Source organism: Streptomyces sp. NBC_01363, from assembly GCF_026340595.1.
Classification (GTDB): domain Bacteria; phylum Actinomycetota; class Actinomycetes; order Streptomycetales; family Streptomycetaceae; genus Streptomyces.
Window position 1 is genome coordinate 1604953 of sequence record NZ_JAPEPF010000002.1, and the last position, 25935, is coordinate 1630887.

Consider the following 25935-nt stretch of genomic DNA (forward strand, 5'->3'; position numbering starts at 1 on the left):
GTCGGCCTTCTTCAGCCCGCCGTGCCCACCAGGGCCTTGTCCGGCGCCAGCTCCTGCGCCAGGTCCTCCGCCAGCAGCCGTTTGGCGATCACGTCCACCGCCGCCCTCAGCTGCCGGTCGTCCGGTCGTGCTCCGTGCTCGTCCAGGCGCTCGTTGAGCCATCGCGCCCATGCGTCGGTGATCGCCGCGGCCTCCCGGCTCCCGGCGGCGGTGTGGGTGAACAGATGACCGTCGCCGGTGAGATAGCCCTCCTCGACCATCCGGTCGAAGACCGGCACCAGCACCTCGTGCGGCAGCCGGTGCCGGGTCGCGATCAGCCGCAGACCCGCATGGCCCACCATGCGCGTGAACAGCTCGACCTGCATCACCGCCCAGGCGCCCGCCATGTCCAGCCGGGTGTCCGAGCCCGCGATGATCCGCCGGGCCGTGTCCGGACCGACTCCGCGCAGGATCTTGGCCACCGCGAATTCGAGGAGCTTGGCCGAGTCGCCGGTGCCGGGCTGCGCGAAGCCCTCGCCCATGTCCGTGGAGCCGACCCGAGCCGTGTCCCGCAGCTTCACCTGTTTCAGGAAGAGCGCCACGAAGAACCCCAGGACCGCGACCGGCACCGTCCACAGGAACACGGTGTGCAGCGTGTCCGCGTACGCCTGGGCCAATGGCGCCGACTGCGCGGGAGGAAGTCCGTGCAGCCCCGCCGGGCTCTGCGCCGCCTTCGCCAGCGTCGCGGGGTCGCCGCCGGCCCGCGCCGCCGCGGCGACGCCGTCGGTCAGATTGGGCTTCAGGGCGTTGGCGTAGATCGTGCCGAAGACCGCCGTGCCGAAGGAGCTGCCGAGCGTACGGAAGAACGTCACACCCGACGTCGCCGTACCCAGGTCCGCGTAGTCGACCGTGTTCTGCACGGCGATCGTCAGCACCTGCATGGCCAGCCCGATACCGACCCCGAGCACCAGCATGTACAGCGACTCCAGCCACACCCCGGTGCCGGGACCCATCCGGGAGAGCAGATACAGCCCCACCGCCATGATCAGTGAGCCCACGATGGGGAACACCCGGTACTGGCCCGTCCTGGACACCACATTGCCGCTGAAGATCGAGGCGACGAGCAGCCCGAGGACCATCGGCAGCGTCCGTACGCCCGACAGGGTCGCCGAGTCCCCGTCCACGTACTGCAGATACGTCGGCAGGAAGATCATCGCGCCGAGCATCGCGAAGCCCACGATGAAGCTCAGGACCGAGCAGACGGCGAACACCGGGTTCCGGAAGAGCCGCATGGGCAGCATCGGCTCCGCCGCGCGGAACTCCACCAGGCAGAAGAGCGCCAGTGCGACGAGGCCGCCCGCGAAGAGACCGAGGATGACGGGCGAGCCCCACGCGTACTCGTTGCCGCCCCAGCTGGTCGCCAGGATCAGCGCGCTCGCGCCGATCGTGACCATCGCGATGCCCAGATAGTCGATGACGGGCCGGCCGGCGGCCTTGACGGACGGGATCGTCCGGGCCGCGGCGATGACCACCACGATGGCGATCGGCACATTGACGTAGAACGCCCACCGCCAGCTCAGATGGTCGGTGAAGAGCCCGCCGAGCAGCGGCCCGATCACCGTCGACACCCCGAAGACCGCGCCGATCGCGCCCTGGTACTTGCCGCGCTCGCGCAACGGGATCACATCGGCGATCAGCGCCATCGAGGTGACCATCAGTCCGCCGGCCCCGATGCCCTGCAACCCGCGCCAGACGATCAGCAGCGTCATGTTGGTCGCGAGACCGCAGAGGAACGATCCGGTGATGAAGATGATCGCGGACAGCTGGAAGATGATCTTCCGGCCGAACAGGTCGCCGAACTTGCCCACCAGGACCGTCGCCACCGTCTCCGCGAGCAGATACGCGGTGACCACCCAGGACATATGGGCGGCGCCGCCGAGATCCGAGACGATCGTCGGCAGCGCGGTGCCGACGATCGTCTGGTCAAGGGCGGCCAGCAGGATTCCCAGCACGATCGTCGCGAAGACGATGTTCCGGCGGCGCGGATCGAGTACGGGCGGCGCGGCGGTACTCTGCGCGGCGGGGGCGGTCTCGCTGGCAGTGGTCACGCTTGCACCATCACACCGGCTCGTGCTTCCCGCATGTGGGGGACGGCCGGACGTGTCGTCAGGCCAGCAGATCCCGCACGGAAGCCTTCATCCGGGTCACGAACGCCTCCCGTACGGGCTCCGCCACCCGGTCCAGCGAGAGATACGGATTGAGGTCCTCCAACTCGACGAGCAGCAGCTCGCCCTGCGCGGTCCGGCAGGCGTCGACCCGCTGGATGCCGTGATCGAGACTGTTCCACTCCACGAAGCCGCGGGCGAACGCCAGATCCGCCGCGTCCGGCGCGTACGGCTCCAGCACCCACCGCCGCTCCGGGTCCGGCGCGTACAGCGCGTACTGGAAGTCGTGGTCGACGAAGTAGAAGGACACCTCGTGGCGGAAGTCGATCCGGGGCTGGACGAGCATGGTGCCGTCCTCGCTCTCCGGCAGCTCGGCCTCCCGCACGAACCGCAGCCCGGCCGAGTCCGCCCCCAGCTTCGGCTTGACCACGTACTCCGCCGCGTCCGGCAGCGATCCCAGATCGGCCGCCCGGTCCACCGTGGGGATCACCGGATGGCCGGCCCGGCTCAGATCGACCAGGTACTGCTTGCCCGCCATGTCCCCGCGGCCGTGCAACGGGTTGTAGACGCGGGTGCCCAGCTCCCGCGCCCGTGCGCGGAACGCGTCGTACGCCTCCTGGTAATGCAGCACGGGACCGCTGTTGCGGATGACGACCGTGTCGAAGCCGTCCAGCAGCGCGGCGGCGTCCCGCGGGTGGCAGAGCGCGACGTCGAACTCCTCCCGCAGCCGCGAGGTCAGATGGATGTCCTCGTCGCAGTAGCGCCGTCCGCGCGCCTCGTAGGCGAGGTCGGTGACGAACAGGACGGACGGTCGCGGGCGGGCGGGCATGGCGTTCCTCCAAGGGGTGTGTCGGTGGGCAACTGGTCAATAACCTTGACGGCGTTGCCCGTTCACGACCCTGGAGCGTCATGACACCTGACCCGCACGAGCCGGTCGCATCGCAATCGCCGTCGCTGCCCGACATTCTCTCGCCCGCCTTCGCGGCCGATCCCTACGGGGCGTACCGGATCATGCGTGAGAGCGCACCGCTGATCCGGCACGAGGCCACGAACAGTTACATCATCTCCCGGTACGAGGACGTGGAGCGGGTGTTCAAGGACCGGGCGGGGGAGTTCACCACCGACAACTACGACTGGCAGATCGAACCCGTCCACGGCAGGACGATCCTCCAGCTCAGCGGAGGCGAGCACGCCGTCCGCCGGGCCCTGGTCGCACCCGCCTTCCGGGGCACGGATCTCCAGGAGAAGTTCCTGCCGTTCATCGAGCGCAACGCACGCGAGCTGATCGACGCCTTCCGGCACACCGGCGAGGCGGATCTCGTCGACGCCTTCGCGACCCGCTTCCCGGTCCTCGTCATCGCCGACATGCTCGGCCTGGACAGGGCGGACCACGAGCGCTTCCACGGCTGGTACACCACCGTCATCGCCTTTCTCGGCAATCTGACGGGCGACCCGGAGGTGGCGGCGGCCGGGGAGCGGACCCGCCGGGAGTTCGCCGAGTACATGATCCCGGTGATCCGGCGGCGCCGGAACGCGCCGGGCGACGATCTGCTCTCCACGCTCTGCGCCGCCGAGATCGACGGGGTGCGGATGAGTGACGAGGACATCAAGGCCTTCTGCAGTCTGCTGCTCGCCGCGGGCGGTGAGACCACCGACAAGGCCATCGCCTCCGTCTTCGCCAATCTGCTCACCCACCCCGAACAGCTCGCGGCGGTACGGGAGGACCGCACCCTCATCGACCGGGCCTTCGCCGAGACCCTGCGCCACACCCCGCCGGTCCACATGATCATGCGCCAGACGGCGCGCGAGGTGGAGCTGAGCGGCGGCACGGTCCCGGCCGGGGCCACCGTCACCTGCCTGATCGGCTCCGCCAACCGCGACGAATCGCGCTACGAGGCGCCCGACCGGTTCGACATCTTCCGCTCCGACCTGACCAGCACCACCGCCTTCTCGGCGGCCGCCGACCACCTGGCGTTCGCACTCGGTCGGCACTTCTGCGTGGGCGCGCTGCTGGCCAGGGCGGAGGTGGAGACGGGGGTGAACCAACTGCTCGACGCGATGCCCGATCTGCGGCTCGCGGACGGCTTCACCCCCACCGAGCACGGCGTCTTCACCCGGGGCCCACGCTCGCTGCCGGTGCGGTTCACCCCGGTTGCCGGCTGAGACCGGGGCACCCGCGGGGACGTCACCAGGAACTGCCGGGGCGGACCGCCAGCCGTGGGTGGTGGGCGGCGAGGATCTTGTTGGCACGGGCCAGTTCGGAGAGCACCTGCTCGCGGTCGGCCCGGTCCTCGTCGCAGAGCCGCGGACCGCGGAAGCTGCGCACCTCGCGCGCGGCGCACTCGGCGTCGAATTCCGCCTGCAGGATGTGCTGCGGGATGCAGGATCCGATCAGCGCGGCGACCCGGTCCGGGATCGGCACGGGGACGAGGAGGTGTGAGGCGGTCATGGGGGTTTCCCTCTCGCGATGGTCGGCCAGGAGGCGGTGGTCGGCTCGGCCGCCGGGTGCGGCGGCCGACATCTCCATATGTACGGGACGCAGTTCCGGGTTTCTCGTTGAGAGCGTCTCCGTGTGGCAACCGTTTGAGAGTGACCGTCTATTTCGCCTTACTCGTAAGTAAGTTGACTCACGGTGAGGGCCGTGATCCGGCTGAAAGCGGACTCAGAGTGGTGCTTCCTCGCCGCGGGCCCGCAACTGGAGCGCCCGCAGCACGGCCTCGGTGGAGAACCGGCTCTCGGGATCGGTCAGTTGCTCGCCGAAGATGGACTCCAGATTGCGCATCCGGTAGCGAACCGTTTGCGGATGGACATCGAGCAACTCGCCCATGTGGGCCGCGGTGCCACGGGTGTCCAGCCAGATCCGCAGGGTCTCGACCAGCCGCTCCCGGCGGGTGGCGCTGATTCCCGAGATCGGCGCCAGTTCGCGCTGGGCGAGCTGGTCGACCAGCACCGGGTCGGAGAGCAGCCACAGGGTGATGAGGTGGTCCTCGCAGAGGACGACGGGCGCGTCGTCGATGATGTTCGTGTCGACGAGTTCGAGCACGCGGCGGGCCCAGCGGATCGAGTCCGAGGCCAGGGCGGTGGGCACGGTCAGGCCGATCGCGGCGTGGGTGCCGAGGAGCGCCTCGTCCAGCATGTGTCTTCGGGCGTCGTCGAACGCTCCGGGGATCAATAAGTGGGGTTGGGGGTCGCTGAGATCGGCCAGGACATCGCGGTCCGCCACGGCCCGGTCCAGGGTGGCGGGGGAGCGGACGGCGACCAGGGTGACTTTCTCGGGGAGGGTCCATCCGGTCTGTTCGCAGAGCTCGGCGATGGCGGTACGGGGTGCGGGGCGCCCGGCGAGGATCAGGTGCAGCAGACGGCGGCGCATGGCCTCGGTCTGTTCGCCGGTCTGCGACTGCACCTCCAGGAAGCCTTCCCGGGACAGGGATTCGAGCTCGTCGATGTAGGTGAAGAGCGCGTCGGCGAAGCTGAGCATGAGGGTCGGTGAGAAATTGTAGCTCCGGCCGACCTTCTTGGCCCGTCGCAGCGCGACCCGGGCCCCGAGCCGGTAGGCGCCCTGGAGCGTCTCCATGGTGCGCCCCTCGTACGCCTCGAAGCGCCCGAACCGACGGCACATGTCGTCGCGGAGCGAGGTCGAGGCGGACGGTTCGGCGACCAGGTCCACGAACGAGGAGAGGCTCTGCTCGACACCGACGCGGATGGCCTGTCCGTTGGGGCCGCTGAGCAGCCGGGCGTACTCCGGATAGGCCCGGGTGACCTCGACGCCGATCTCCTTGATCAGGCTGGGTAGTTCGGGTCGCATGATGGCGGCGAATTCCTGGGGGAGCGGCCCCAGTGGATCCCCGGTGTCCGACGGCTGTATGAGTTCTGGCATGACTGTCCCCTTGCTCTCCGGCGCCCGGTGGGGGGTCAGGCGGTGGGGAAAGCGCTCCCACGAACCGACAGGTGCGTACCAAGTTCGCGATGAAGATAGACCAAGTCAGCGGTTGTGCCCACTACTTGGGCAAGATCGAAGTGCAAGGGGCACATATCTTGGCCCCGTTGTGGTGCTTCGGTGCAGGTGGGACGCCCGTGCTCACTTCAGGACAATGTTTTTCGGACATCTACTCTTCCGGCGACAAGAAAGTAACCGCAGGTAACTTATTTCCGTCCGGGTGATTGGTGTGGATACGTGCGGGTGGTGTGCGTTCTGCCGCAGCACTGCGGCCTCGATCGCGACGGTCTGCGGTCATCCGCTCCGCCTGCTGCGCGGTATTCGAAAGGGAGCGCATTCTTCGGAAAAGGTAAAACCCTCGGGATTCGCGGAACACAAGAACCGGGCGGCCGGAATGGGTAATTCTTCAACTGTTCGGGCGGGGGTGCGTTCCGTGGTCCGGGAGCGGGTTCCATGGTGCGTCGTACGGCTCGGTGGTTCGATGGCCGCGGCGCGTCCGGGGCTCATTCGGCCGCGGGTCCGACGATCTTACCGGCGGGTACGTGGCCGGTCGTCGGACCGCCCCGTCGCCGGTGACTGTGCCCGGGATGAGTGTCCTGCGGGGTCCGGGGCGCATGACACGGCCGTAACTACTCACTTTCGTATAGAAAATCGCGGCGATCTGCTGAGTTATCGCTAAGGCGGAATACTTTTGCCGGGAGGGTCGGGGATTTTCTGCGCCGGGTATTGCCGCGTTGGGCTACTGGCTCGTAACGTTCGATCCGCACGGAGTTCGATCACGCAGTCGAGTCCATCGACTTCTGCGTTCCACGATGTGAGCCGCCCTCGTGCCGGGCCCATTCCCAGGGCGTGGCGCGAGGTAATCGGGTACGTCCAACTCCACTTCCCGGAGGTATGTTCCGTGAGAAACACCCTCAGACGAGCAATGTTCGCCACGACCGTCGCCGCAGCCGCGCTCGGCTTCGCCGCCACGTCGGCCTCGGCCACCGCCCTCGCGCAGTGGACCGTGACCAACCCCAACGCCAACGGGTCGTTCTCGGCTCACCTCAAGGCGGGCACGACGGCCGAGCTGCTCGACAACACCACGGGTCAGGGCGTGTCCTGCTCCACGGCGGCGGCGAGCGGCACGGCGACCACCGGCGTGTACCCGAACGGTAGCGGCCTGGCCAAAATCAGCTCGGCGACCTGGGGCACTGCCGCCTCTCCCTGCGCCGGCCCGCTCGGCTCGACGTTCACCGCTTCGCTCACCAGTGGAACGATCAAGCTCAACGGTGCCAGCTACGCGGGTGGAGTCACCTCGGGCAACCTGACGGACGTCAACGTGACGATCACCGGGGACACTCTGTTCGGTGTCTGCACCGCGACGATCACCGGTTCGGCCGCCAACGCGAAGTACACGAACTCCACCGGTGTGCTGAGCATCACGAACGGCACCGGACTCACCATCGCGACGGCGAACAACTGCTCGGGCCTGATGAACGCGGGTGACACCGCCCAGTTCTCGGCCACCTATGTGCTGGACAAGGCGATCACCGTGACCTCCCCGTGAGTCACTGACCGCGCATGAGGTCCCCGCGCGCCGCCTCCTCGGCAGAGGCGGCGCGAGGGGACCCGGGTGCAGCCGACCCCACCTGCCATGAGGAGATCCGTGAGTGTCATCCAGCGTTCCTTGCTGACCGCCGGCGCGGTGGCAGTTGCTTTCGGCCTGTCGGTGACGTCGGCGTCAGCCACTTCGCAGGTCCAGTGGACCGTCGGCAATCCCCACGCCGACGGGTCGTTCTCGGGCTCGCTCAAGGCGGGAACTTACGCTGTGGTGCATGACGTCAGCACCGACCAGCAGCTGCAGTGCGGGGGGTCGGGCACCCGGGTGAAGGGTTCGGCGCCCAGTGGGGTGCACCCGGACGGTGCCGGGCTGGCCGACGTCACGACCTTCTCGTGGGGCAACCCCGTCGACGACCTGTGCTACGGCCCTCTCGGAACGACGTTCACCGCCGAACTGGTCTCCACCACCATGAGCTTCGACGGTGAGAGCTACGCCGGCGGGATCGTCACGGGGAGACTGGCCGATGTGAATCTGGCGTTCAGCGCCGACACCTGGCTGGGCCACTGCACGATGACGACAGCCGGATCGTTGAGTCATGCAACGTACAGCAACGCCACCGGTGAGTTGACCGTCGCGAACGGCAGTGGACTCACGATGAGCGATGTCAGCAACAACGGGGCATGCATGGGCCTGCTCAACAACGGTGACAGCGTCGAGTACTCGGCCACCTATGTGCTGGACGACCCCATCACCGTGACCTCCCCGTGAGTCGCTGACGACGAGGGCCCACGAGTGCTTCCGCAGACGACCAGTCAGCTCCGAGACGACGGCAGGTTGCCGAGATGAGAATGAAGTCGAGCCACTCCCGGCGATGGGGGCAGGCCGGTGCCGTCGGTGCGATGGCCCTGTTGGCCGGGCTCATGCCGGGTACCGGTGTCGCAGGCGGGACCCACGTGGCCGAATCCGGCTTCGGGTACTCCTGCACATCGGCATCCGGCCGGCACGCGGCGGATGTGACCGTCTCCGTCGAACTGCCGCTGAGCTCTCCGGTCGGCACCGCCGTCCAGCCGGAGCACGTCCGGCTCGGTCTGACGCTGGCACCGGAGCTGTTGGGCGAACTGCCGAAGGACGCCCCGCCCGAGCTGTCCGGGGCGGCTCGTCTGGAGACGGCGGTGACGCAGAACGGCGTGTCGACAGATGTGATGTGGGAAGGCCTGGAGATCCCCGAGTCCGCGGTCTCCCCGGACCGGGGAATGTCCATCGAGGCGACCGGGGCCGTGCCCACCGTGACCCCGCGGTCCAGTGGTGGCATGGTCTTCACGACGGGCAAACTGCAACTGGACCTGGTGGCCCGGCCCGCGGACGCGGGACCGGCCGATCCCGCCGTCATCTCCGTGTCCTGCACGGTCGATCCGGATCAGTCGGCGGAACTCGGCACCGTCGAGGTACCCGCGTCGCCCGAGGGGCCCGCGACCGGTACGCCGGATCCGGACTCGGACGGGGTGGGGTCACCGAAGGTGGAGGCCCGGAGCACGGACACCGAGGAGCAGGCGAAGACCTCGGAGGTGGAGCCGCCGGAGCTGCCCGGTTGCAAGCTCTTCTACGGCCCGATCTCCGTGCCGGCCACCGGGGCACACGGATACATGGCCGGCTACGCCAACGTGAACAAGCAGAAGGCCGCCATGGAGTTCAAGGACCCCACCCATCTCCGGCTCCAGCTCCAGTCGATGTTCGCCGCCTACACCTGCCCCACCGGCGGTCTCACCTGGATCCACTCCGAAGGCACGATGGACTACAACGGCAAGCCCCAGATGCCGCCCGCCCGGTCGACGTTCCTGACCTTCGGTTTCATGCCGACGACCGCCACTGTGGAGATGTCGCTCACGGGCCCCGTCAACATCGAGACGGTGTACCAGTCGGCCGCGGATCCGGTGACTCACCGCAGGGCCGAAACCACGACGTCGACGGCGCAGGTGAGTGTGCGGCTGTACGACGTGACGGTGAACGGCACCCCGCTCGATGTGGGGCCGAACTGCCGCACGGTGCGGCCGATGGAGCTCGTGCTCACCGGCAAGGGTTCCACCGGTCTGGGGCCGGAGGAGGGCTACACCGTCAAGACCGGCGGGCCGCTCACCGGGTACTCCGATGTCCCCCCGTTCAGTGGCTGCGGGGCGACCGAGGACCTGGACAACGTCTTCACCGCGTCGGTGTCCGGAAGCGGGAATTTCACCAAGATGATGCAGGGCCCGCTCTGCGTGAACAACGTTCCGGCGCACTGTCCGGAACCTCCGAGGCCCAAGCCCGAACGCTGAACCCACGCGCATCTTCGTACCACCTCCCTCAGAAAGGCTGGACGATCAATGAGTGCTGCCCCCAGGCGAGTCAGACCCGCCCTTGTCGGCGCGCTGCTGGCGGTCGCCGTCGGCATTCCGCTGAGCACCTCGCCGGCGAGTGCCGCCTCCGCCCAGGAGATGAACGGCAACTGGGCGCCCTTCAACCGGTGTCCGGTCGACGACCCGGCCATGCTGGCCGCGGACGGTCAGGCGGACATCGCGATCTGCGTGGCCTCGCACTCCGAGAGCGGCTCCATCAAGCTCGGCAACACCCTGGCGACGACCGGTGCCAACGACCTCCAGTTCGGTGTCGTACGGAACACGGCGACGGGCGAGTCCAGGATCGTGCCGCCCGCGGGCGGGGCGATCGTCGGAGCCCCGACGCAGATTCCCGGAGGCCTGCTCGGCCTCATGTGCCCGAGCGGGATCCCGGTGGTCTCGGACATCTGTCGGCAGTTGACGGACAACAGTCTCAACCGGGTCGTCGCCACAGTGCAGTCGGCGGGCACGCCCAGGAACTTCGATCTGGTCGCCGGGATGCAGAGCGGCAAGCCGATCGTCGACATTCCGGTCCGTATCCATCTCGAGAACCCCTTCCTGGGGTCGAAGTGCTACATCGGCACCACCTCCGACCCGGTCCTGCTGCGTCCGCAGAACCTCACCCAGCCGGCCCTGGCCAGCCGGCGCTTCGACGCCAACGGCACGACGAACACCGGGGGCCGGCTGAACAGGGTCGAGCTGACCGGGAACTCCCAGGGTGACGCGGCCTTCGCCGTCCCCGGGGTGAGCGGCTGCGGGCCTCTGACCCTCGGCGAGCTGAACTGGGCGGTCAACCTGAAGACGGCGCTCCCGTCGGCGGCCGGAAAGAACAACCTGGTGCTCAACAACGCCACCACGTACACGGGGGGCCTGGCGTCCCCCGGCGCGGCGGCGCCCAACGCCGGCCGGCTGCTGTCGGAGAGCTGGCACGCAGGAGTGGTGCAGTAACTACGCCTTCCATACCTCATTTCGCGGAGTACGGAAATCAGTGATGCCGCCCGCCCCGCCCGGCGCATTCTGCCGGGCGGGGCGGGCTCATTCACACCGGGCGCGAAAGCACCCGTGTGCCGGATGGCTCACTTATCGACAAGTGCACGGTACGCAATACTCACTCGCTCACAAAAACAAAAAGATCGTGGAACGCCGTACAAAAAGATGGCGAACCAGTATTGCTAACCCAGGTTACCGGGCCGTAGCGTCCCGGTTGAGCAGCGGCGAAACATATCCGCGGCTGTTCGTTCGGTACCTCTGGAGCCCCGACGGATCCGGCCTCGCCGGCCGTGGGAGCCAGGTTCGCGTGCCAGAGACCTTGCGCAGATTCCGACAAAGCCGCCCTGCGGCTTTGTCACTCGGTGACAAGTGATCCGCACCGAGCCCCAGATTCGTCGATTTCTGCTGTTCAACGGCTTGTCCTGGCGGTTTCGGCGGACATAGCGTGCGCCTCCTGGTGCATGTGTGACGAGCCGCCATTGGATTTCTCAGAGCCGGAGCGCTGACAGATGACTTCGTTCACCACAACTTCGAAGGAGGGCCGATGGGAATCGAAGTAGTCGTCGAAGGCCTCACGAAGTCCTTCGGCAAGCAGAACATCTGGCAGGACGTCACCCTCACTCTGCCCGCCGGCGAAGTGAGCGTGATGCTCGGGCCTTCCGGCACCGGAAAGACCGTCTTCCTGAAATCCATCATCGGCCTGCTGAAGCCCGAGCACGGACGCGTCCTCATCAACGGCGTCGACATGGTGAACAGCCCGGAACGCGAGATCATGGAGACCCGCAAGCTCTTCGGGCTCATGTTCCAGGACGGCGCACTCTTCGGATCGATGTCGCTCTTCGACAACATCGCCTTCCCCCTGCGTGAACACACCCGCAAGAAGGAGTCGGAGATCCGCCGGATCGTCATGGAGCGGATCGACATCGTCGGCCTCCTCGGCGCCGAGGACAAACTGCCGGGCGAGATCTCCGGCGGCATGCGCAAGCGGGCCGGGCTGGCCCGCGCCCTCGTCCTGGATCCGCAGATCATCCTCTGCGACGAACCGGACTCCGGACTCGACCCGGTCCGCACCGCCTACATCTCCCAGCTGCTCATCGATCTCAACGCACAGATCGACGCGACGATGCTCATCGTCACCCACAACCTCGACATCGCGGCCACCGTCCCGGACAACATGGGAATGCTGTTCTGCCGCAACCTCGTCACCTTCGGGCCGCGCGAGGTGCTGCTCACCAGCGACATGCCGGTCGTCTCCCAGTTCCTCGCCGGACGCCGCGAGGGGCCCATCGGGATGGCGGAGGAGAAGGACGCCGCCACCCTCGCCGCCGAGGAGATGAACGGCTACGGAGTCGGCATCAGTTCCGCCAACGCGCCCCGCACCGTCGTACCGCAGCTGGAGCCCTCGCCCGGCATGCCCGTACGGCAGGCCGCGCTGCGCCGCCGGGAACGGGTCCTGTCGATGATGGGGCAGCTGCCCGAGGCCGCCCGCACGGCCATCATGAAGAGCTACACCCCGGCCGTGGGCGGTGAACGCCTGTGACGGCCCCCATGCCGGTACTGCCCCCCGAGCCGCCCCCGGCCGGCGCGGCCGGCGCGACGCAGCCGAAGACACCGGAGCACCAGCCGCCCAGCCGGCTGCTCGCCCCGCTGCGCGAGACCGGGAAGCTGTTCTCCCTCGCCGCGACCGTGAGCCGGGACGTCTTCCGACGGCCATTCCAGGTACGGGAGTTCATCGAACAGTTCTGGTTCGTCGCCAGCGTCACCATCCTGCCCGCCGCACTCGTCTCGATCCCGTTCGGCGCCGTCATCGCCCTCCAGGTCGGATCGCTGACCCAGCAGCTCGGCGCCCAGTCCTTCACCGGCGGCGCCAGCGTCCTCGCCGTCATCCAGCAGGCCAGCCCGATCATCGTGGCCCTGCTGATCTCCGGCGCCGCGGGCTCGGCCATCTGCGCCGACCTCGGCTCGCGCAAGATCCGCGAGGAACTCGACGCGATGGAGGTCATGGGCGTCTCACCCATCCAGCGTCTCGTCGTCCCCCGCGTCCTGGCGACCATGCTGGTCGCCGTCCTGCTGAACGGCCTGGTCTCCGTCGTCGGCACACTGGGCGGCTACTTCTTCAACGTGATTCTCCAGCACGGCACCCCCGGTGCCTACCTGGCCAGTTTCTCCGCCCTCGCCCAGCTCCCCGACCTCTACATCAGTGAGGTCAAGGCGCTGATCTTCGGCTTCATCGCGGGCATCGTCGCCGCCTACCGCGGACTCAACCCGCGCGGCGGCCCCAAGGGTGTCGGCGACGCGGTGAACCAGTCCGTCGTCATCACCTTCATGCTGCTGTTCTTCGTGAACACGGTCCTCACGGCGATCTACCTCCAGATCGTCCCCGCGAAGGGGAGCTGACCGATGTCGATGCTCAGCTGGCTCGACCGATCCGGTGAACAACTCACCTTCTACGTACGCGCGTTGCTCTGGGTGCCGCGGACCCTGCGCCGCTACCTGCGCGAGGTCCAGCGGCTGCTGGCCGAAGTGGCCTTCGGCAGCGGCGGTCTCGGTGTCATCGGCGGCACCATCGGCGTGATGGTCGCGATGACCCTCTTCACCGGCACCGTCGTCGGCCTCCAGGGGTACGCGGCCCTGAACCAGATCGGCACCTCCGCCTTCACCGGTTTCATCTCCGCCTACTTCAACACCCGCGAGATCGCCCCGCTCGTCGCCGGACTCGCGCTCTCCGCCACCGTCGGCGCGGGCTTCACCGCTCAGCTCGGCGCGATGCGGATCAACGAGGAGGTCGACGCCCTGGAGGCGATGGGGGTGCGGTCCATGCCGTACCTCGTCTCCACCCGGATCATCGCCGGGGTCGTCGCAATCATCCCGCTGTACGCGATCGGGCTGCTCTCCTCCTACCTCGCGTCCCGCTACATCACGGTCCTGTTCAACGGGCAGTCCGCGGGCACGTACGACCACTACTTCAATCTCTTCCTCTCCCCGGACGACGTGCTGCTGTCGGTGCTCAAGGTGCTGATCTTCAGCGTGATGGTGATCCTCGCCCACTGCTACTACGGCTTCCACGCCACCGGCGGGCCCGCCGGTGTGGGGGTCGCGGTCGGGCGGTCGGTGCGCAACGCCATCGTGCTCATCAGCGTCACCGACTTCTTCCTCTCCCTCGCCATCTGGGGCGCCACCACGACGGTGAAGGTGGCCGGCTGATGAACTCCCACCGCACGCAGACCGTCCGCCGCAGACTCGCCGGAGTCGCCTTCCTCCTCGTGCCCGCCGTGCTCGTGTGGGTCTCGGTCTCGGTGTACCGGAAGGACTTCACCGACGACGCGACCGTGACCGTACGCACCTCCAGCGTCGGCAACGAGATGCACGACAACGCCGATGTGAAACTGCGCGGCGTCGTCGTCGGGCAGGTCCGCTCCATCACGGCCGACGGGAACGGGGCCCGGCTCACCCTCGCCATCGAGCCCGGCAAGCTCGACCGGATCCCGGCCGACGTGACCGCGCAGATGCTGCCCACCACGCTCTTCGGGGAGCGGTTCGTCGCACTCGTACCGCCCGAGATGCCGTCCACGCAGCCGTTGCGGGCCGGTTCCGTCATTCCGCAGGACCGCTCCAGCAACGCCATCGAGCTGGAGGAGGTCCTCGACAACGTCCTGCCGCTGCTGACCGCCGTCAAACCGGAGAAGCTCGCCGCCACCCTGGGCGCGGTCTCCCAGGCCCTCCAGGGGCGCGGCGAGAAGCTCGGCGACACGCTCGTCACGCTCGACGCGCACCTGGCGAAGTTCAACCCCCAACTCCCCACGCTCAACGCCGACATCAAGGAACTCGTCAAGGTGAGCAAGGTGTACGGGGACGCTGCCCCCGATGTCCTGGACGCCCTCACCGACTTCACCACCACCAGCGGCACCATCGCCGAACAGCAGGCGCAGCTCGCCGGGCTCTACGGCTCCACGACCGCGTCCGCACGCGACCTCACCTCGTTCCTCCAGGAGAACAAGGACAACCTGATCCGGCTCTCCGCCACGAGCAGGCCGACGCTGGAGTTGCTGGCGAAGTACTCGGACGAATTCCCCTGCACCCTGCGGACCATGGCCGGCTTCGTCCCGGCCATGGACAAGGCGCTCGGCAAGGGCACCGACCGGCCCGGACTCCACGTCACCATCAAGCCCGTGAAGTCGAAGGGCAAGTACGTGCCCGGCAAGGACACCCCGGTCTACCACTCGACCGGCGGACCGCACTGCTACTCCGTGCCGTACGTGGGCAGGACCGTGCCGACCGCCGACGCCCGCACGGCGGCGGTCAGCCCGCCGGGTACCGCACACACCGACGAACCGGCCGGCACCGCGGCCAAGGACTCCGCCCTCGGCATGCCCAACTCCCCGCAGGAGAGCCGGCTCGTCAACGAGCTGGTCGCTCCCTCACTGAAAGTCCAGCCGCAGACCCTGCCCGACTGGAGCAGCGTGCTCATCGGTCCGGCCTTCCGCGGTGCGGAGGTGAAGCTCAAGTGAAGCGCCGCTCTCTCGCCGCTCCGCTCACGAAGTCGATCGTCTTCATCCTGGTGACTGTTCTGGCCACCACCGTGCTGGCGCTGTCCATCGCCAACACGGGCGTCGGCGACACCACCACGTACAAGGCCAGGTTCACCGACGCCACCGGACTGGTCGTCGGCGACAGCGTCCGGATCGCCGGGGTCAAGGTCGGACAGGTCGAGTCCATCGAGGTGGCCGACAAGAGGCTCGCCGAGGTCGGCTTCGCCGTCCGCAAGGGGCGCAGCCTCCCCGCCTCGGTGACCGCCTCGATCAAGTACCTCAACATGGTCGGCCAGCGGTACATCGACCTCGACCAGGGGGCCGGGCCGGTCGGCAGGAGCTTCGCCGCCGGAGCGACCATCCCGCTCTCCCGCACCACCCCGGCGCTCGACCTCACCCAGCTCTTCAACGGCTTCCAGCCGCTCTTCGAGGGGCTCTCCCCGCCCGACGTCAACCAGCTGGCCGGCTCCATCGTCCAGGTGCTCCAGGGCGAGGGCGGCACCGTCGACAGCATCCTCTCGCACGTCGGCTCGCTGACCGGCACGGTCGCCGCGAAGGACAAGGTGATCGGCGAGGTGATCAAGAACCTCAACACGGTCCTGAAGACCGTCAACGACCGCGAGGCCGGCTTCGACGACCTCGTCGACACCCTGCAGAAGCTCGTCACCGGATTCGCCGGCGACCGCAAACCGCTCGGCCAGGCGGTCACGGCCATGGGCGCGCTCACCACCGTCACCGCGGACCTCCTCCAGGACGGCCGGGCGCCGCTCAAGAGCGACATCAAACAACTCGGGCGACTCTCCGACCAGTTGGGCAACGGCACCCCGCAGATCGAGAACTTCCTGCAGAAGACCCCGGCCAAGATGGCGGCGATCAGCCGGCTCACCTCGTACGGCTCATGGCTCAACCTCTACCTCTGCGAGGCCAAGGTCAGCGGAGTGACGACCGAGGACGGCAGCGCCCCGCCCACCGGCATCGTGGTCAGGAAGCCGAGGTGCCAGTCATGAGGATCAAACCCGTACGGGAACGCAACCCCGTCGCCGTGGCCGTCGTGGGGCTGGTCGTCCTCGCCCTCATCGGCCTGGGCGCCTACCGCGTCGACTCGCTGCCCTTCATCGGCGGCGGCACCACCTACAGCGCCGACTTCACCGAGTCCGCCGGACTAAGCGAGGGCGACGAGGTGCGGGTCGCCGGAGTGAAGGTCGGCGAGGTCACCGGCGTCTCGCTCGACGGCCCCAGGGTGAAGGTCGCCTTCAAGGTCAAGGACGTCTGGATCGGCAACTCCTCCACCGTCGGCATCGCCATCAAGACCCTGCTCGGCGAGAAGTACCTCGCCGTCGACCCGCTGGGCAACGCCCCGCAGGACCCGCACGAGCGCATCGGGGCGAGCCGCACCACGTCCCCGTACGACGTCACCCAGGCCTTCAACGGACTCGGCGAGACCATCGGTGAGATCGACACCGCACAGCTCGCCAAGAGCTTCGAGACGATCTCCGCCACCTTCAAGGACTCCCCGCCCGACGTGAAGAGCGCGGCCGACGGGCTCTCCGCCCTCTCGAGGACCGTCTCCGAACGGGACGCCCAGCTCGCCACCCTCCTCAAGGGCAGCAAGCAGCTCACCAAGACGCTCGCCGACAAGAAGAGCAGCTTCGAAACCCTGCTGGAGGACGGCAATCTGCTCCTCGGCGAGATCCAGGCACGCCGCGACTCCATCCACCAGCTGCTCACCGGCACCAAGAATCTGGGCATCCAGCTCACCGGCCTCGTGCAGGACAACAACAAGCAGCTGAAGCCCACCCTGGACTCGCTCGGCCGGGTCACCGCGGTGCTGGTGAAGAACCGCAAGAGCCTCGACAAGGTGCTCTCGCTCGCCGGCTCGTACAGCCGGCTCGTCGGCAACACCCTCGGCAGCGGCCGCTGGTTCGACAACTACGTCTGCGGAGTCGTCCCCAAGGAGTACGTGCCCGCGGGCACACCCGCGGGGCCCGAGTGCAAGCCACCCAAGCAGCAAGGCGGCCGCTGACATGAGAATGAAGCGCATCGTCGGCATCGGCGCCGGACTCGCCGTGGTGGCCGTCGCGGCCACCACCGGTGTGCTGGCCATGGACGACGAGGGAACGACGACCATCACCGCCTACTTCGACCAGGCCACCGGTGTGTACGCCGGATCGGACCTGCGGATCCTCGGCGTCAGGGTCGGCCGGGTCGAAGCGGTCACGCCCCGGGGCAAGGAGGTCGAGGTCACCCTGCGGGTCGACAAGGGCGTCAAGGTCCCCAAGGAGGCGCACGCCGTGGTCGTCGCCCCCAGCCTCGTCGCCGACCGCTACATCCAGCTCGCCCCCGCCTACGACGGCGGACCGCAGATCGCGGACAACGCCGTACTGCCGGCCGCGAACAACGCCACGCCCGTCGAGGTGGACCAGCTGTACGACTCCATCACGGAGCTCTCCAAGGCACTGGGCCCGGAAGGAGCCAACGCCGACGGCGCGCTCTCCGGGCTCCTGGACACCGGGGCCAAGAACCTCGACGGCAACGGCAAGGCCATCGGCAACTCCATCGAGCAGTTCGGCAAGGCCACCAAGACCCTCGACAAGAGCAGCGGGAACCTCTTCGACACGCTGTCCTACCTCCAGACCTTCACCACCATGCTGAAGGACAACGACGGCAATGTGCGCGCCGCCGAACAGCAGCTCAACGCGGTCACCGGGTTCCTCGCCGACGACAAGGAGAACCTCGGCGCCGCGCTGAAGGAACTGGGCACCGCACTGGGGCAGGTGAAGGGCTTCATCCAGAAGAACCGCGGCGCGCTCAAGGCGAACGTGGACGCCCTGGTGCCGCTCACCCAGACGCTGGTCGACCAGCGGGCCTCGCTCGCCGAGTCACTGGACACGCTGCCGCTCGCCGCGGGCAACGTCGTCAACGCCTACGACCCGGTGAACCGCACGCTCAACGGCCGTACCAACCTCAACGAGCTCTCCATGGGCGGACCGCTCACGGAGGCCACCGGACTCGCCGGCCTCACCCCGGTGGACGGCGCACGCCGCAAGGCGCTGCCCACCCTCCCGCTCCCGGCCGTCGGCACCGTCTACGGCACCCCGGCGAAGACCGCCACGGAAAAGAAGGGGGCGAACCGATGAGCCGTGTGCTGCGCAGACCAGGAGCCCGCACGACCGGTGTTGCCGCGGTGCTGGCCGTGGGCGTCGGCCTGGCCCTCGTCGTCACCGCTTCCGGCCTGCCGTCGTTCACCGGGATCGACCAGGTCCCGCTGCCCGGCGGCGCCGACCTCGGCGACCACCCCTACGAGATCTCCGCGGAGTTCGCGGACGTACTCAGCCTCGCCCCGCAGGCGTCGGTGAAGGTCAACGACGTCGCCGTCGGCCGGGTCACCAAGGTCTCCCTGGGCTCGGGCAGCTGGAACGCCGAGGTCACCATGCGCGTCAACGGCAAGGTCGAACTGCCCGCCAACGCCTACGCCCACCTGGAACAGTCCAGCCTCCTCGGCGAGAAGTACATCCAGCTCGCCGCGCCCGCGCGCGGCACCGCACAGGGCAGGCTCGCCGACGGAGACCGGATTCCGCTGACCCGCACCAACCGGAACCCCGAGGTCGAAGAGGTCTTCGGCGCCCTGTCGATGCTCCTCAACGGCGGTGGCGTCAACCAGCTCAAGACCATCACCACCGAGCTGAACAAGGCACTCGCCGGACGCGAACCCCAGATGCGCTCCATGCTCGGCCGGGTCAACACCCTCGTCACCAATCTGGACGGCCACAAGAAGGACATCACCGATGCCCTCGACGGGGTGAACCGGCTCTCCGCCACCCTCGCCACCCGCAAACAGGACGTCGGTACGGTGCTCACCGGGCTCAGCCCCGGCCTGAAGGTCCTGGAGAAGCAGCGTGGCTCGCTCCTCACCATGCTGCGTTCGCTCGACACCCTCTCCACCATCGCCGTCGACACGGTCGACAAGAGCAAGGCCGACGTGATCGCCGACCTCAAGGCCCTCGCCCCCAGCCTCAAGGCGCTCGCCGACTCCGGCCGCGACCTGCCCGACTCCCTCCAGGTACTGCTCACTTACCCGTTCACGGACGAGGTGCTGCGCGGGGTGAAGGGCGACTACCTCAACGTCTACCTGGATGTGACGGCCATGCCCGGCACACAGATCATCCCGTCGCTCACCCCGGCGGTCCCCCCGCAGACCGGGACCGGTACGAGCGGGGCCGGCCGGACACTGCCGCTGCCCCTTCCCGCGGTCCCGACGGCGGGCACGGACGGGAGCAGCCGATGATCACCCTCGCCATCCGGCTCAAGAACATCTCCTTCCTGGTCATCGCGGTGCTCGTGCTCGGCTACCTCGGGGTGCGGTACGCCGACCTCGGCCACTACATCGGCCTGCGCAGCTACTACACCGTCAAGGTCCAACTCCCGCGCACCGGCGGGCTGTACACCCACTCCAACGTCACCTACCGGGGGGTCTCGGTGGGCCGGGTCGGGCCGATCGAGCTCACCGACGACGGAGTCGAGGCCGAACTGCGCATCGAGAAGGACGCCCCGAAGATCCCGGACGGCCTCAAGGCCGTCGTCGCCGATCTCTCCTCGGTCGGTGAGCAGTACGTGGACCTGCGGCCCACCCGCACCGAGGGTCCGTACCTGGGGAACGGCTCCGTCATCGACCAGGCCGACACCACCGTCCCCGCCCCCGTCACCGATGTCCTCACCAGCGTCAACGACCTCGCGGGCTCCGTCGATCTGGAATCCCTGCGCACGGTCGTCGACGAGTTCGGCACCGCGTTCGAGGGCCGCGGCGACGACCTCCAGGTGCTGCTGGACACCGGAAGCGACTTCGTCCGGGCGGCGGACGACGCGCTGCCGGTCAACACCCGGCTGATGATCGACGGCCGGACCGTGCTGCGCACCCAGGCCGAACAGGGCGAAGCGTTCAAGGGCTTCGCCTCCGGTGCCGAGGAACTGGCCGCACAGCTCAAGGGATCCGACGCCGATCTGCGCAAGCTGATCGCGGTCGCCCCCGACGCGACCGGACAGATCAGCGGACTGCTGCGGGACCTCGACCCGAGCTTCGGCGTCGTCGTCGCCAATCTCCTCACCACCTCCGAGGTCGCCGTCACCCGGCAGCGCGGCATGGAGGAACTCCTGGTGAAACTGCCCGCGGTGGCGGCCGCCGGGGCCAGCGCGATCGACGAGAACGGCGCCCGGTTCGGCATGTCGGTCACCTTCTTCGAACCCCTGCCCTGCACCGCCGGATACGGCGGCACGGTCTACCGCAGAGGCCTGGACACCACCGCCGGACCGCCCGTCAACACCAAGGCCCGCTGCACCTCTTCGCCCGGCACCGGCATCAACGTGCGCGGCAGCGCCAACGCGCCCAAGGGCGGCGCCGTGCCCGAGCCCGCGAAGCCCGGCTCGATGCTGCTGGGTGACGAGGCGGACCGGCTCCCGGGCGCGCTCGGTGTCACCGGCCGGACCCCGTCGGACGGCGACGGCATGGCCGGCCTGCTGGGACTCGGACAGGGAGGCGGCCGATGACGGCCCGTACGAAGACCCTGACCGGCTGGGCGGTGCTGCTCGCCGCCGTGCTGGTCTGCGCCCTCGGCAGCTGGTCGTACGTCCGGGCACGGGGCGACGACAGCCTCGCGTACGCGAAGCACCGTGATGTCGCGCTGGCCGACGGCAAGCACCGCCTCGCCCTGCTGAACAGCCTCGACGCCAAGGACGCCGGGAGCGTGGACAGCGGCCTCGGCGCCTGGCTCGAATCCTCGACCGGGCCGCTCCACGACCAGCTGGGGCGCACCCGGAGCAAGGACGCGAAGGAACTGACCGAGTCAGGTGCCACCGCACGCGGGAAGGTCACCGACGCGGCGCTCACCGCGCTCGACGAGCGGACCGGAACGGCCGAGATGATCGCGACCGTCGATGTCGAGGTCACCCCGCGCACCGGAAAGGCCGGTACCGAACGCAAACGCTTCGAGGCCACGCTGGCCCGGACCCCGGACGGCTGGAAGGTCAAGGCGCTCACGGCGATTCCGGTCGGGAGCGGCGCATGAAGGAGCAGGGAGGGGCGGCGGTCGTGCGTACGGACACCGACACGGACACGGAGACATGGGAGGCCGAGGAAGCCGGTGCGCCCGCCGAGGAGGAGCGGCCGGACCCGTCCGGGCCCGCCCGACGGTGGCCGCGCATCGTGGCAGCCGTCCTCGTCGTCGCACTGCTCGCGACCGGCGGCGCGCTCTTCGTCGAGGGCAGGGCGCTGCGCGACACCCCCGCCACCTCGAACCGCGCGCTGACCGACAGCGAGGCGACCACCCGGGTCGCCGGCGATGTCAGCAACGCGCTCGGCAAGGTCTTCTCGTACAGCCCGCAGGCCACCGCCGTTACCAAGGAGTCGGCGAAGCAACTCCTGGCCGGCAAGGCGCTCCAGCAGTACGCGGCGCTGTTCGGCCAGGTCGAGAAGCAGGCGGCGGACCAGAAGCTGACGCTCACCACCCATGTCGTACGCGCCGGAGTGACCCGGCTGACGGACGACAGCGCCCACCTGCTGGTCTTCCTCGACCAGGTCTACGAGCGAGAGGGCAAGCAGGCCACCACGGCGGCGGCACAGCTCTCCGTCACCGCCCAACTGCGGGACGGCCACTGGACCGTGGTCGAGATCACCTCCAGATAGCAGCGTCCACACTCGCGCGACACGGTACGGATCGGCCGGCAGGGGAGAGACAGCAATGGCACGGGTACGGATGACGAGGAACCCGCTGATGGCGGCGGCGGTCGTGCTGGCCGTCGCGGCGGCCGGCGCGACGGCCTGGAGCGGAGTGTCGTGGTACGACGCCAAGCACGACGAGTCGGCGGTGTACGCGCAGGCCCGTGACGAGGCGCTGGCGGCGGGCGAGCAGGCGGTGCAGAACATGAACACGCTCGACCACCGGAAGCTGGAGAAGGGCCTCGACAGCTGGGAGGAGTCCACCACCGGCGATCTGCACCAGCAACTCGTCGACGGACGGACCGCGTTCGTGAAGCAGATCCAGCAGGCGAAGACGGTCAGCACGGCCCAGATCCTGTCCGGGGCGGTGACCGAACTCGACGACCGGGCCGGCAAGGCCGGAGTCATGGTGGCGCTGCGGGTCACCGTGACCGCGCCGAAGGGCAAGCCCGCGGTGAAGGAGAGCCGGATGCTCGGCAAGCTCACCCGTACCTCCGAGGGGTGGAAGCTCAGCGCCCTCGGCCAGGCACCCGTCGGCAACACGGCCGGCTGAGAGGCTGACGCCACCGACTCCCACCCCGCCACCGAGAGGATCCCCCGGACATGTCGACGACCCGTCACCTCGTCAACCGCAGGCGCCGTCTGGCCACCGTCGCCGCGGAACGCGCCACCGCCACCGTCCCGGAGCGGCGGCCCGCGACCCCGGACGAGTCGGCGCGTACCCCCGACGCGAAGCACACCACCACCGACGACGAGGTCACGGACGACGCCGGTCCGGCAGACGGCCAGGAGAGGAAGGAACCGCGACGCGAGCGGCCGTCCCGCCTCCGTGGCCGGCTGCCCGCCGTTCTCTGCGCCCTCACCGTGCTGCTCGGGGCCTTCGCCGCCTGGGCGTTCACCTCGGCCGGCAGCCTGCGCGACGACCCGTCCCGGCAGAACACCGCCCTCACCGACATCGGCCGCACCAGCGAGGTGAAGGGCCAGATCGCCGACGCCGTCGGCGCGGTGTTCTCGTACAACTACGCCTCGCCCGGCAATTCCGAGGAGGCGGCCAGGACCCACCTGGTCGGCAAGGCGGTGCAGCAGCACAAGGACATGCTCGCCCAGGTCCGGGCCCAGGGGCAGAAGCAGAAGCTCGTGCTGACCACGACCGTCACCGACAGCGGCGTGGAACTCCTCGACGGCGACCGGGCCCGGCTGCTGATCTTCGCCGACCAGAGCAACACCCGTACCGGCAAGTCGGACGAGACGACCTACGCGGCGGCCATGTTCGCCGTGGACGCCGTTCGCCGCGGCGACACCTGGCGGATCTCCGCCATCGATACGTTCACCCGGTGACCCGGGGGAGAGGGGAGCACGCATGAGGTTCAACGGCACGATGCGCCGCGGACTCAGCGGCACGGCGGCCGCGGTCGCCACGATGGCCGCGCTCACCGCGTCCCAGGCACCGGGACTCGTCGGTCATGAAACGATGCCGAAGAAGCACCAGGAGGCCGACGAGGTCAAGTGGTCGCACGTGCCCAACGACGACTCGTACCACACCGAACTCCCGCCGCTCCAGTCGCCGAAGCCGCCGAAGGCCGGCAAGAAACAGAGCCCGGCCGCCGCCCGGTCCTGGGCCGAGGCGGGCATCCCGGCCACGGTGCTCGCCGCCTATCGCAAGGCGGAGAGCGCACTCGGGAGGACCGACCCCGGGTGCCGTCTGCCGTGGCAGTTGCTCGCGGCGATCGGCAAGGTCGAGTCCGGTCAGGCCGGCGGGGGACGGGTGGACGCCCACGGCACGACGCTCACCCCGATCCTCGGACCGGTCCTCAACGGTGCGGGATTCGCCGACGTCCCGGACACCGACGGCGGCGCGTACGACGGCGACCGTACCTACGACCGGGCGGTCGGCCCGATGCAGTTCATCCCGTCGACCTGGGCCCACTGGGGCAAGGACGGGAACGGTGACGGCCGCCGCGATCCGGGCAACATCTACGACGCCGCCCTGGCCGCCGGGTACTACCTCTGCGCCGGACCGCGCGATCTGTCGGTGAAGGCCGATCTGGACCGGGCGATCCTCAGCTACAACCACTCGGACACCTATCTGCGCACCGTGCTGTCCTGGCTGGAGTTCTACCGCAAGGGCATCCATCCGGTGGCCGACGGCAAGGGAACCGTCCCGAAGAGCCCCGGCGCGGGCGGCCCGAACAAGCCGAAGCGTCCGGTCGGCGGCCCCGGCGCCCCGGACGGCGGCATCATCGTGGGTCCGCAGCCCGGCGGTTCGCCGCACCCCTCCCCGTCGGCCACCCCGAAGCCCTCCGGGTCACCGACCGGTTCCCCGGACCCCACCGGCTCCCCGGACCCCACCGACCCGGGCACCGGCTCACCCGATCCGACCGACAGCGGACCGGCCACCCCGGACCCCGGTACGAGCCCCGACCCCGGTACCTCGGAGCCGGGCTCCGGCTGCCCGACCGACTCGCCGTCACCGGACCCGACCGACACCACCGGGACCACCGAGTCCCCGGAGCCCGACCCGACGACGAGCGAGGACCCCTGTGCCACGCCGTCGGGCTCACCGTCCGCCGGCTGACAGCACCTCCGCCAGGTCGTACCGCACCACTTCTTCCAGCTGCGCGTAGGTACAGCCGGCAGGGGTGCGGTCCGGCCGCCAGCGGCGGAACCGGGCGGTGTGCCGGAAACGGTCGCCCTCCATGTGGTCGTACGCCACCTCGCAGACCCGCTCCGGGCGCAGCGCCACCCACGACTGGTCCTTCTTCCCGGACCAGCGGCTCTGCGTCCCGGGCAGCCGGGCGTGCTCGTGCGCCTCGGCGTCGGCCCAGGCCGCCCACGGGTGGCCGGCGAAATCGACGCGCAGCGGCTCCAGCTCCGCGACCAGCTCCTCGCGGCGCTTCATCGAGAAGGCGGCACAGACTCCGACATGCTGGAGCACGCCCCCGGAGTCGTACAGGCCGAGCAGCAGCGAGCCGACGACCGGGCCGCTCCTGTGGACGCGGTATCCCGCAACCACGCAGTCGGCGGTCCGCTCGTGCTTGATCTTGTACATCACCCGGGTGTCGGGGCGGTACGGCAGATCGAGCGGTTTGGCCACCACGCCGTCGAGCCCCGCGCCCTCGTAGCGCTCGAACCACTCCTGGGCGAGGGCCGGGTCCGTGGTCGCCGGGGCGAGGTGGACGGGGGCGGACGCGTGGGACAGCGCCGCCTCCAGCACGGCACGGCGGTCGGACTGCCGGGTGGAGAGCAGGGAGTCGTCCCCCACCGCCAGGATGTCGAAGGCGATCAGACTGGCCGGGGTCCGTTCGGCGAGCAGCCGCACCCGGGAATCGGCGGGGTGGATGCGCTCGCTGAGCCGGTCGAAGTCCAGCCGCCCGTCGTACGCGACCACGATCTCGCCGTCGATCACGCAGCGCGGCGGCAGATTGTCCCGCACTGCGGTGACCAGCTCGGGGAAGTAGCGTGTGAGCGGCTTGCCGGTGCGGCTGCCGATCACCACCTCCTCGCCGTCCCGGTGCACGATCGCGCGGAAGCCGTCCCACTTGGCCTCGTACTGCATACCGGGCGGGATCCTGGCCACGGACTTGGCGAGCATCGGCTTCACAGGCGGCATCACCGGCAGATCCATGGCCCGATTCTCACCCAGGAACAGGCGCAAGTCTCCCGATATGCGGCATATGTGAGCCCGGCCTACCGTGACCGTCATGGGTGCAG

At 69.0% G+C, this 25935-nt stretch carries 24 protein-coding genes; 19 read left to right on the forward strand and 5 right to left on the reverse strand.

Annotation, left to right across the window (positions count from 1 at the left end):
* Positions 1 to 11: 11 nt before the first annotated feature.
* Both OG611_RS35070 and OG611_RS35075 read right to left on the reverse strand, forming a co-directional pair.
* Positions 12 to 2087 (reverse strand): MDR family MFS transporter, encoded by a 2076-nt coding sequence (locus OG611_RS35070; protein WP_266429550.1) that lies wholly within the window; start codon positions 2085 to 2087, stop codon positions 12 to 14.
* Positions 2088 to 2145: 58 nt separating this feature from the next.
* A complete protein-coding gene (locus tag OG611_RS35075) occupies positions 2146 to 2973 on the reverse strand; it encodes a hypothetical protein (protein ID WP_266429552.1) in 828 nt (275 codons plus the stop codon).
* An 80-nt stretch (positions 2974 to 3053) separates the two neighbouring features.
* Here OG611_RS35075 and OG611_RS35080 point away from each other — a divergent pair, with 80 nt between their 5' ends.
* Entirely contained in the window at positions 3054 to 4307 is a 1254-nt protein-coding gene (locus tag OG611_RS35080) for a cytochrome P450 (RefSeq protein WP_266429554.1), read from the forward strand.
* A gap of 22 nt (positions 4308 to 4329) precedes the next feature.
* Here the strand turns inward: OG611_RS35080 and OG611_RS35085 are convergent, their stop codons facing one another.
* Both OG611_RS35085 and OG611_RS35090 read right to left on the reverse strand, forming a co-directional pair.
* Positions 4330 to 4593, reverse strand: a complete 264-nt coding sequence (locus tag OG611_RS35085; protein ID WP_266429556.1) for a hypothetical protein — start codon at positions 4591 to 4593, stop codon at positions 4330 to 4332.
* 213 nt (positions 4594 to 4806) lie between these two features.
* Positions 4807 to 6021 carry a helix-turn-helix domain-containing protein gene (locus OG611_RS35090; protein ID WP_266429558.1) on the reverse strand — a complete coding sequence of 405 codons (1215 nt, stop codon included), beginning with the start codon at positions 6019 to 6021 and terminating at the stop codon, positions 4807 to 4809.
* Between the two features lie 985 nt (positions 6022 to 7006).
* On the opposite strand from OG611_RS35090, the gene OG611_RS35095 reads away from it, so the two are divergent.
* The 18 genes from OG611_RS35095 (at position 7007) to OG611_RS35180 (ending at position 24799) form a co-directional block, all read left to right on the forward strand.
* The gene (locus OG611_RS35095; protein WP_266429559.1) at positions 7007 to 7630 is read left to right on the forward strand and encodes a hypothetical protein; all 624 of its coding nucleotides are present in this window, start codon (positions 7007 to 7009) and stop codon (positions 7628 to 7630) included.
* Between the two features lie 99 nt (positions 7631 to 7729).
* A complete protein-coding gene (locus OG611_RS35100; protein ID WP_266429561.1) occupies positions 7730 to 8392 on the forward strand; it encodes a hypothetical protein in 663 nt (220 codons plus the stop codon).
* Between the two features lie 74 nt (positions 8393 to 8466).
* Complete coding sequence (locus OG611_RS35105) at positions 8467 to 9936, forward strand: DUF6801 domain-containing protein (RefSeq protein ID WP_266429563.1); 1470 nt, start codon at positions 8467 to 8469, stop codon at positions 9934 to 9936.
* A gap of 159 nt (positions 9937 to 10095) precedes the next feature.
* Positions 10096 to 10944: a hypothetical protein gene (locus OG611_RS35110; RefSeq protein WP_266431386.1), complete on the forward strand. Its 849-nt coding sequence runs from the start codon at positions 10096 to 10098 to the stop codon at positions 10942 to 10944.
* Between the two features lie 586 nt (positions 10945 to 11530).
* On the forward strand, positions 11531 to 12526 hold the full coding sequence (locus OG611_RS35115) for an ABC transporter ATP-binding protein (RefSeq protein WP_266429565.1): 996 nt from the start codon (positions 11531 to 11533) through the stop codon (positions 12524 to 12526).
* Complete coding sequence (locus OG611_RS35120; protein ID WP_266429568.1) at positions 12523 to 13383, forward strand: ABC transporter permease; 861 nt, start codon at positions 12523 to 12525, stop codon at positions 13381 to 13383. Before OG611_RS35115 ends, OG611_RS35120 begins: the two co-directional genes overlap by 4 nt.
* Positions 13384 to 13386: 3 nt before the next feature.
* A complete protein-coding gene (locus OG611_RS35125) occupies positions 13387 to 14190 on the forward strand; it encodes an ABC transporter permease (RefSeq protein ID WP_266429570.1) in 804 nt (267 codons plus the stop codon).
* Positions 14190 to 15494: an MCE family protein gene (locus OG611_RS35130; protein ID WP_266429572.1), complete on the forward strand. Its 1305-nt coding sequence runs from the start codon at positions 14190 to 14192 to the stop codon at positions 15492 to 15494. Before OG611_RS35125 ends, OG611_RS35130 begins: the two co-directional genes overlap by 1 nt.
* Entirely contained in the window at positions 15491 to 16522 is a 1032-nt protein-coding gene (locus tag OG611_RS35135; protein ID WP_266429574.1) for an MCE family protein, read from the forward strand. Before OG611_RS35130 ends, OG611_RS35135 begins: the two co-directional genes overlap by 4 nt.
* Positions 16519 to 17538: an MCE family protein gene (locus OG611_RS35140; protein ID WP_266429577.1), complete on the forward strand. Its 1020-nt coding sequence runs from the start codon at positions 16519 to 16521 to the stop codon at positions 17536 to 17538. The genes OG611_RS35135 and OG611_RS35140 overlap by 4 nt, the downstream gene beginning before the upstream one ends.
* A gap of 1 nt (position 17539) precedes the next feature.
* Positions 17540 to 18652 carry an MCE family protein gene (locus tag OG611_RS35145; protein ID WP_266429579.1) on the forward strand — a complete coding sequence of 371 codons (1113 nt, stop codon included), beginning with the start codon at positions 17540 to 17542 and terminating at the stop codon, positions 18650 to 18652.
* Positions 18649 to 19800, forward strand: a complete 1152-nt coding sequence (locus OG611_RS35150; protein WP_266429600.1) for an MCE family protein — start codon at positions 18649 to 18651, stop codon at positions 19798 to 19800. The genes OG611_RS35145 and OG611_RS35150 overlap by 4 nt, the downstream gene beginning before the upstream one ends.
* Positions 19797 to 21056: an MCE family protein gene (locus OG611_RS35155; protein WP_266429602.1), complete on the forward strand. Its 1260-nt coding sequence runs from the start codon at positions 19797 to 19799 to the stop codon at positions 21054 to 21056. Before OG611_RS35150 ends, OG611_RS35155 begins: the two co-directional genes overlap by 4 nt.
* On the forward strand, positions 21053 to 21574 hold the full coding sequence (locus OG611_RS35160; protein ID WP_266429605.1) for a hypothetical protein: 522 nt from the start codon (positions 21053 to 21055) through the stop codon (positions 21572 to 21574). The genes OG611_RS35155 and OG611_RS35160 overlap by 4 nt, the downstream gene beginning before the upstream one ends.
* Entirely contained in the window at positions 21571 to 22191 is a 621-nt protein-coding gene (locus OG611_RS35165; RefSeq protein WP_266429608.1) for a hypothetical protein, read from the forward strand. The genes OG611_RS35160 and OG611_RS35165 overlap by 4 nt, the downstream gene beginning before the upstream one ends.
* Positions 22192 to 22279: 88 nt before the next feature.
* Positions 22280 to 22777: a hypothetical protein gene (locus tag OG611_RS35170; protein ID WP_266431387.1), complete on the forward strand. Its 498-nt coding sequence runs from the start codon at positions 22280 to 22282 to the stop codon at positions 22775 to 22777.
* Positions 22778 to 22827: 50 nt separating this feature from the next.
* Entirely contained in the window at positions 22828 to 23562 is a 735-nt protein-coding gene (locus OG611_RS35175) for a hypothetical protein (RefSeq protein ID WP_266429611.1), read from the forward strand.
* A gap of 22 nt (positions 23563 to 23584) precedes the next feature.
* Complete coding sequence (locus tag OG611_RS35180) at positions 23585 to 24799, forward strand: lytic transglycosylase domain-containing protein (RefSeq protein ID WP_266429614.1); 1215 nt, start codon at positions 23585 to 23587, stop codon at positions 24797 to 24799.
* Here OG611_RS35180 and OG611_RS35185 read toward each other — a convergent pair.
* On the reverse strand, positions 24782 to 25849 hold the full coding sequence (locus tag OG611_RS35185; protein ID WP_266429617.1) for an ATP-dependent DNA ligase: 1068 nt from the start codon (positions 25847 to 25849) through the stop codon (positions 24782 to 24784). The two genes, OG611_RS35180 and OG611_RS35185, sit on opposite strands and share 18 nt — an antisense overlap.
* Positions 25850 to 25935 lie beyond the last annotated feature (86 nt).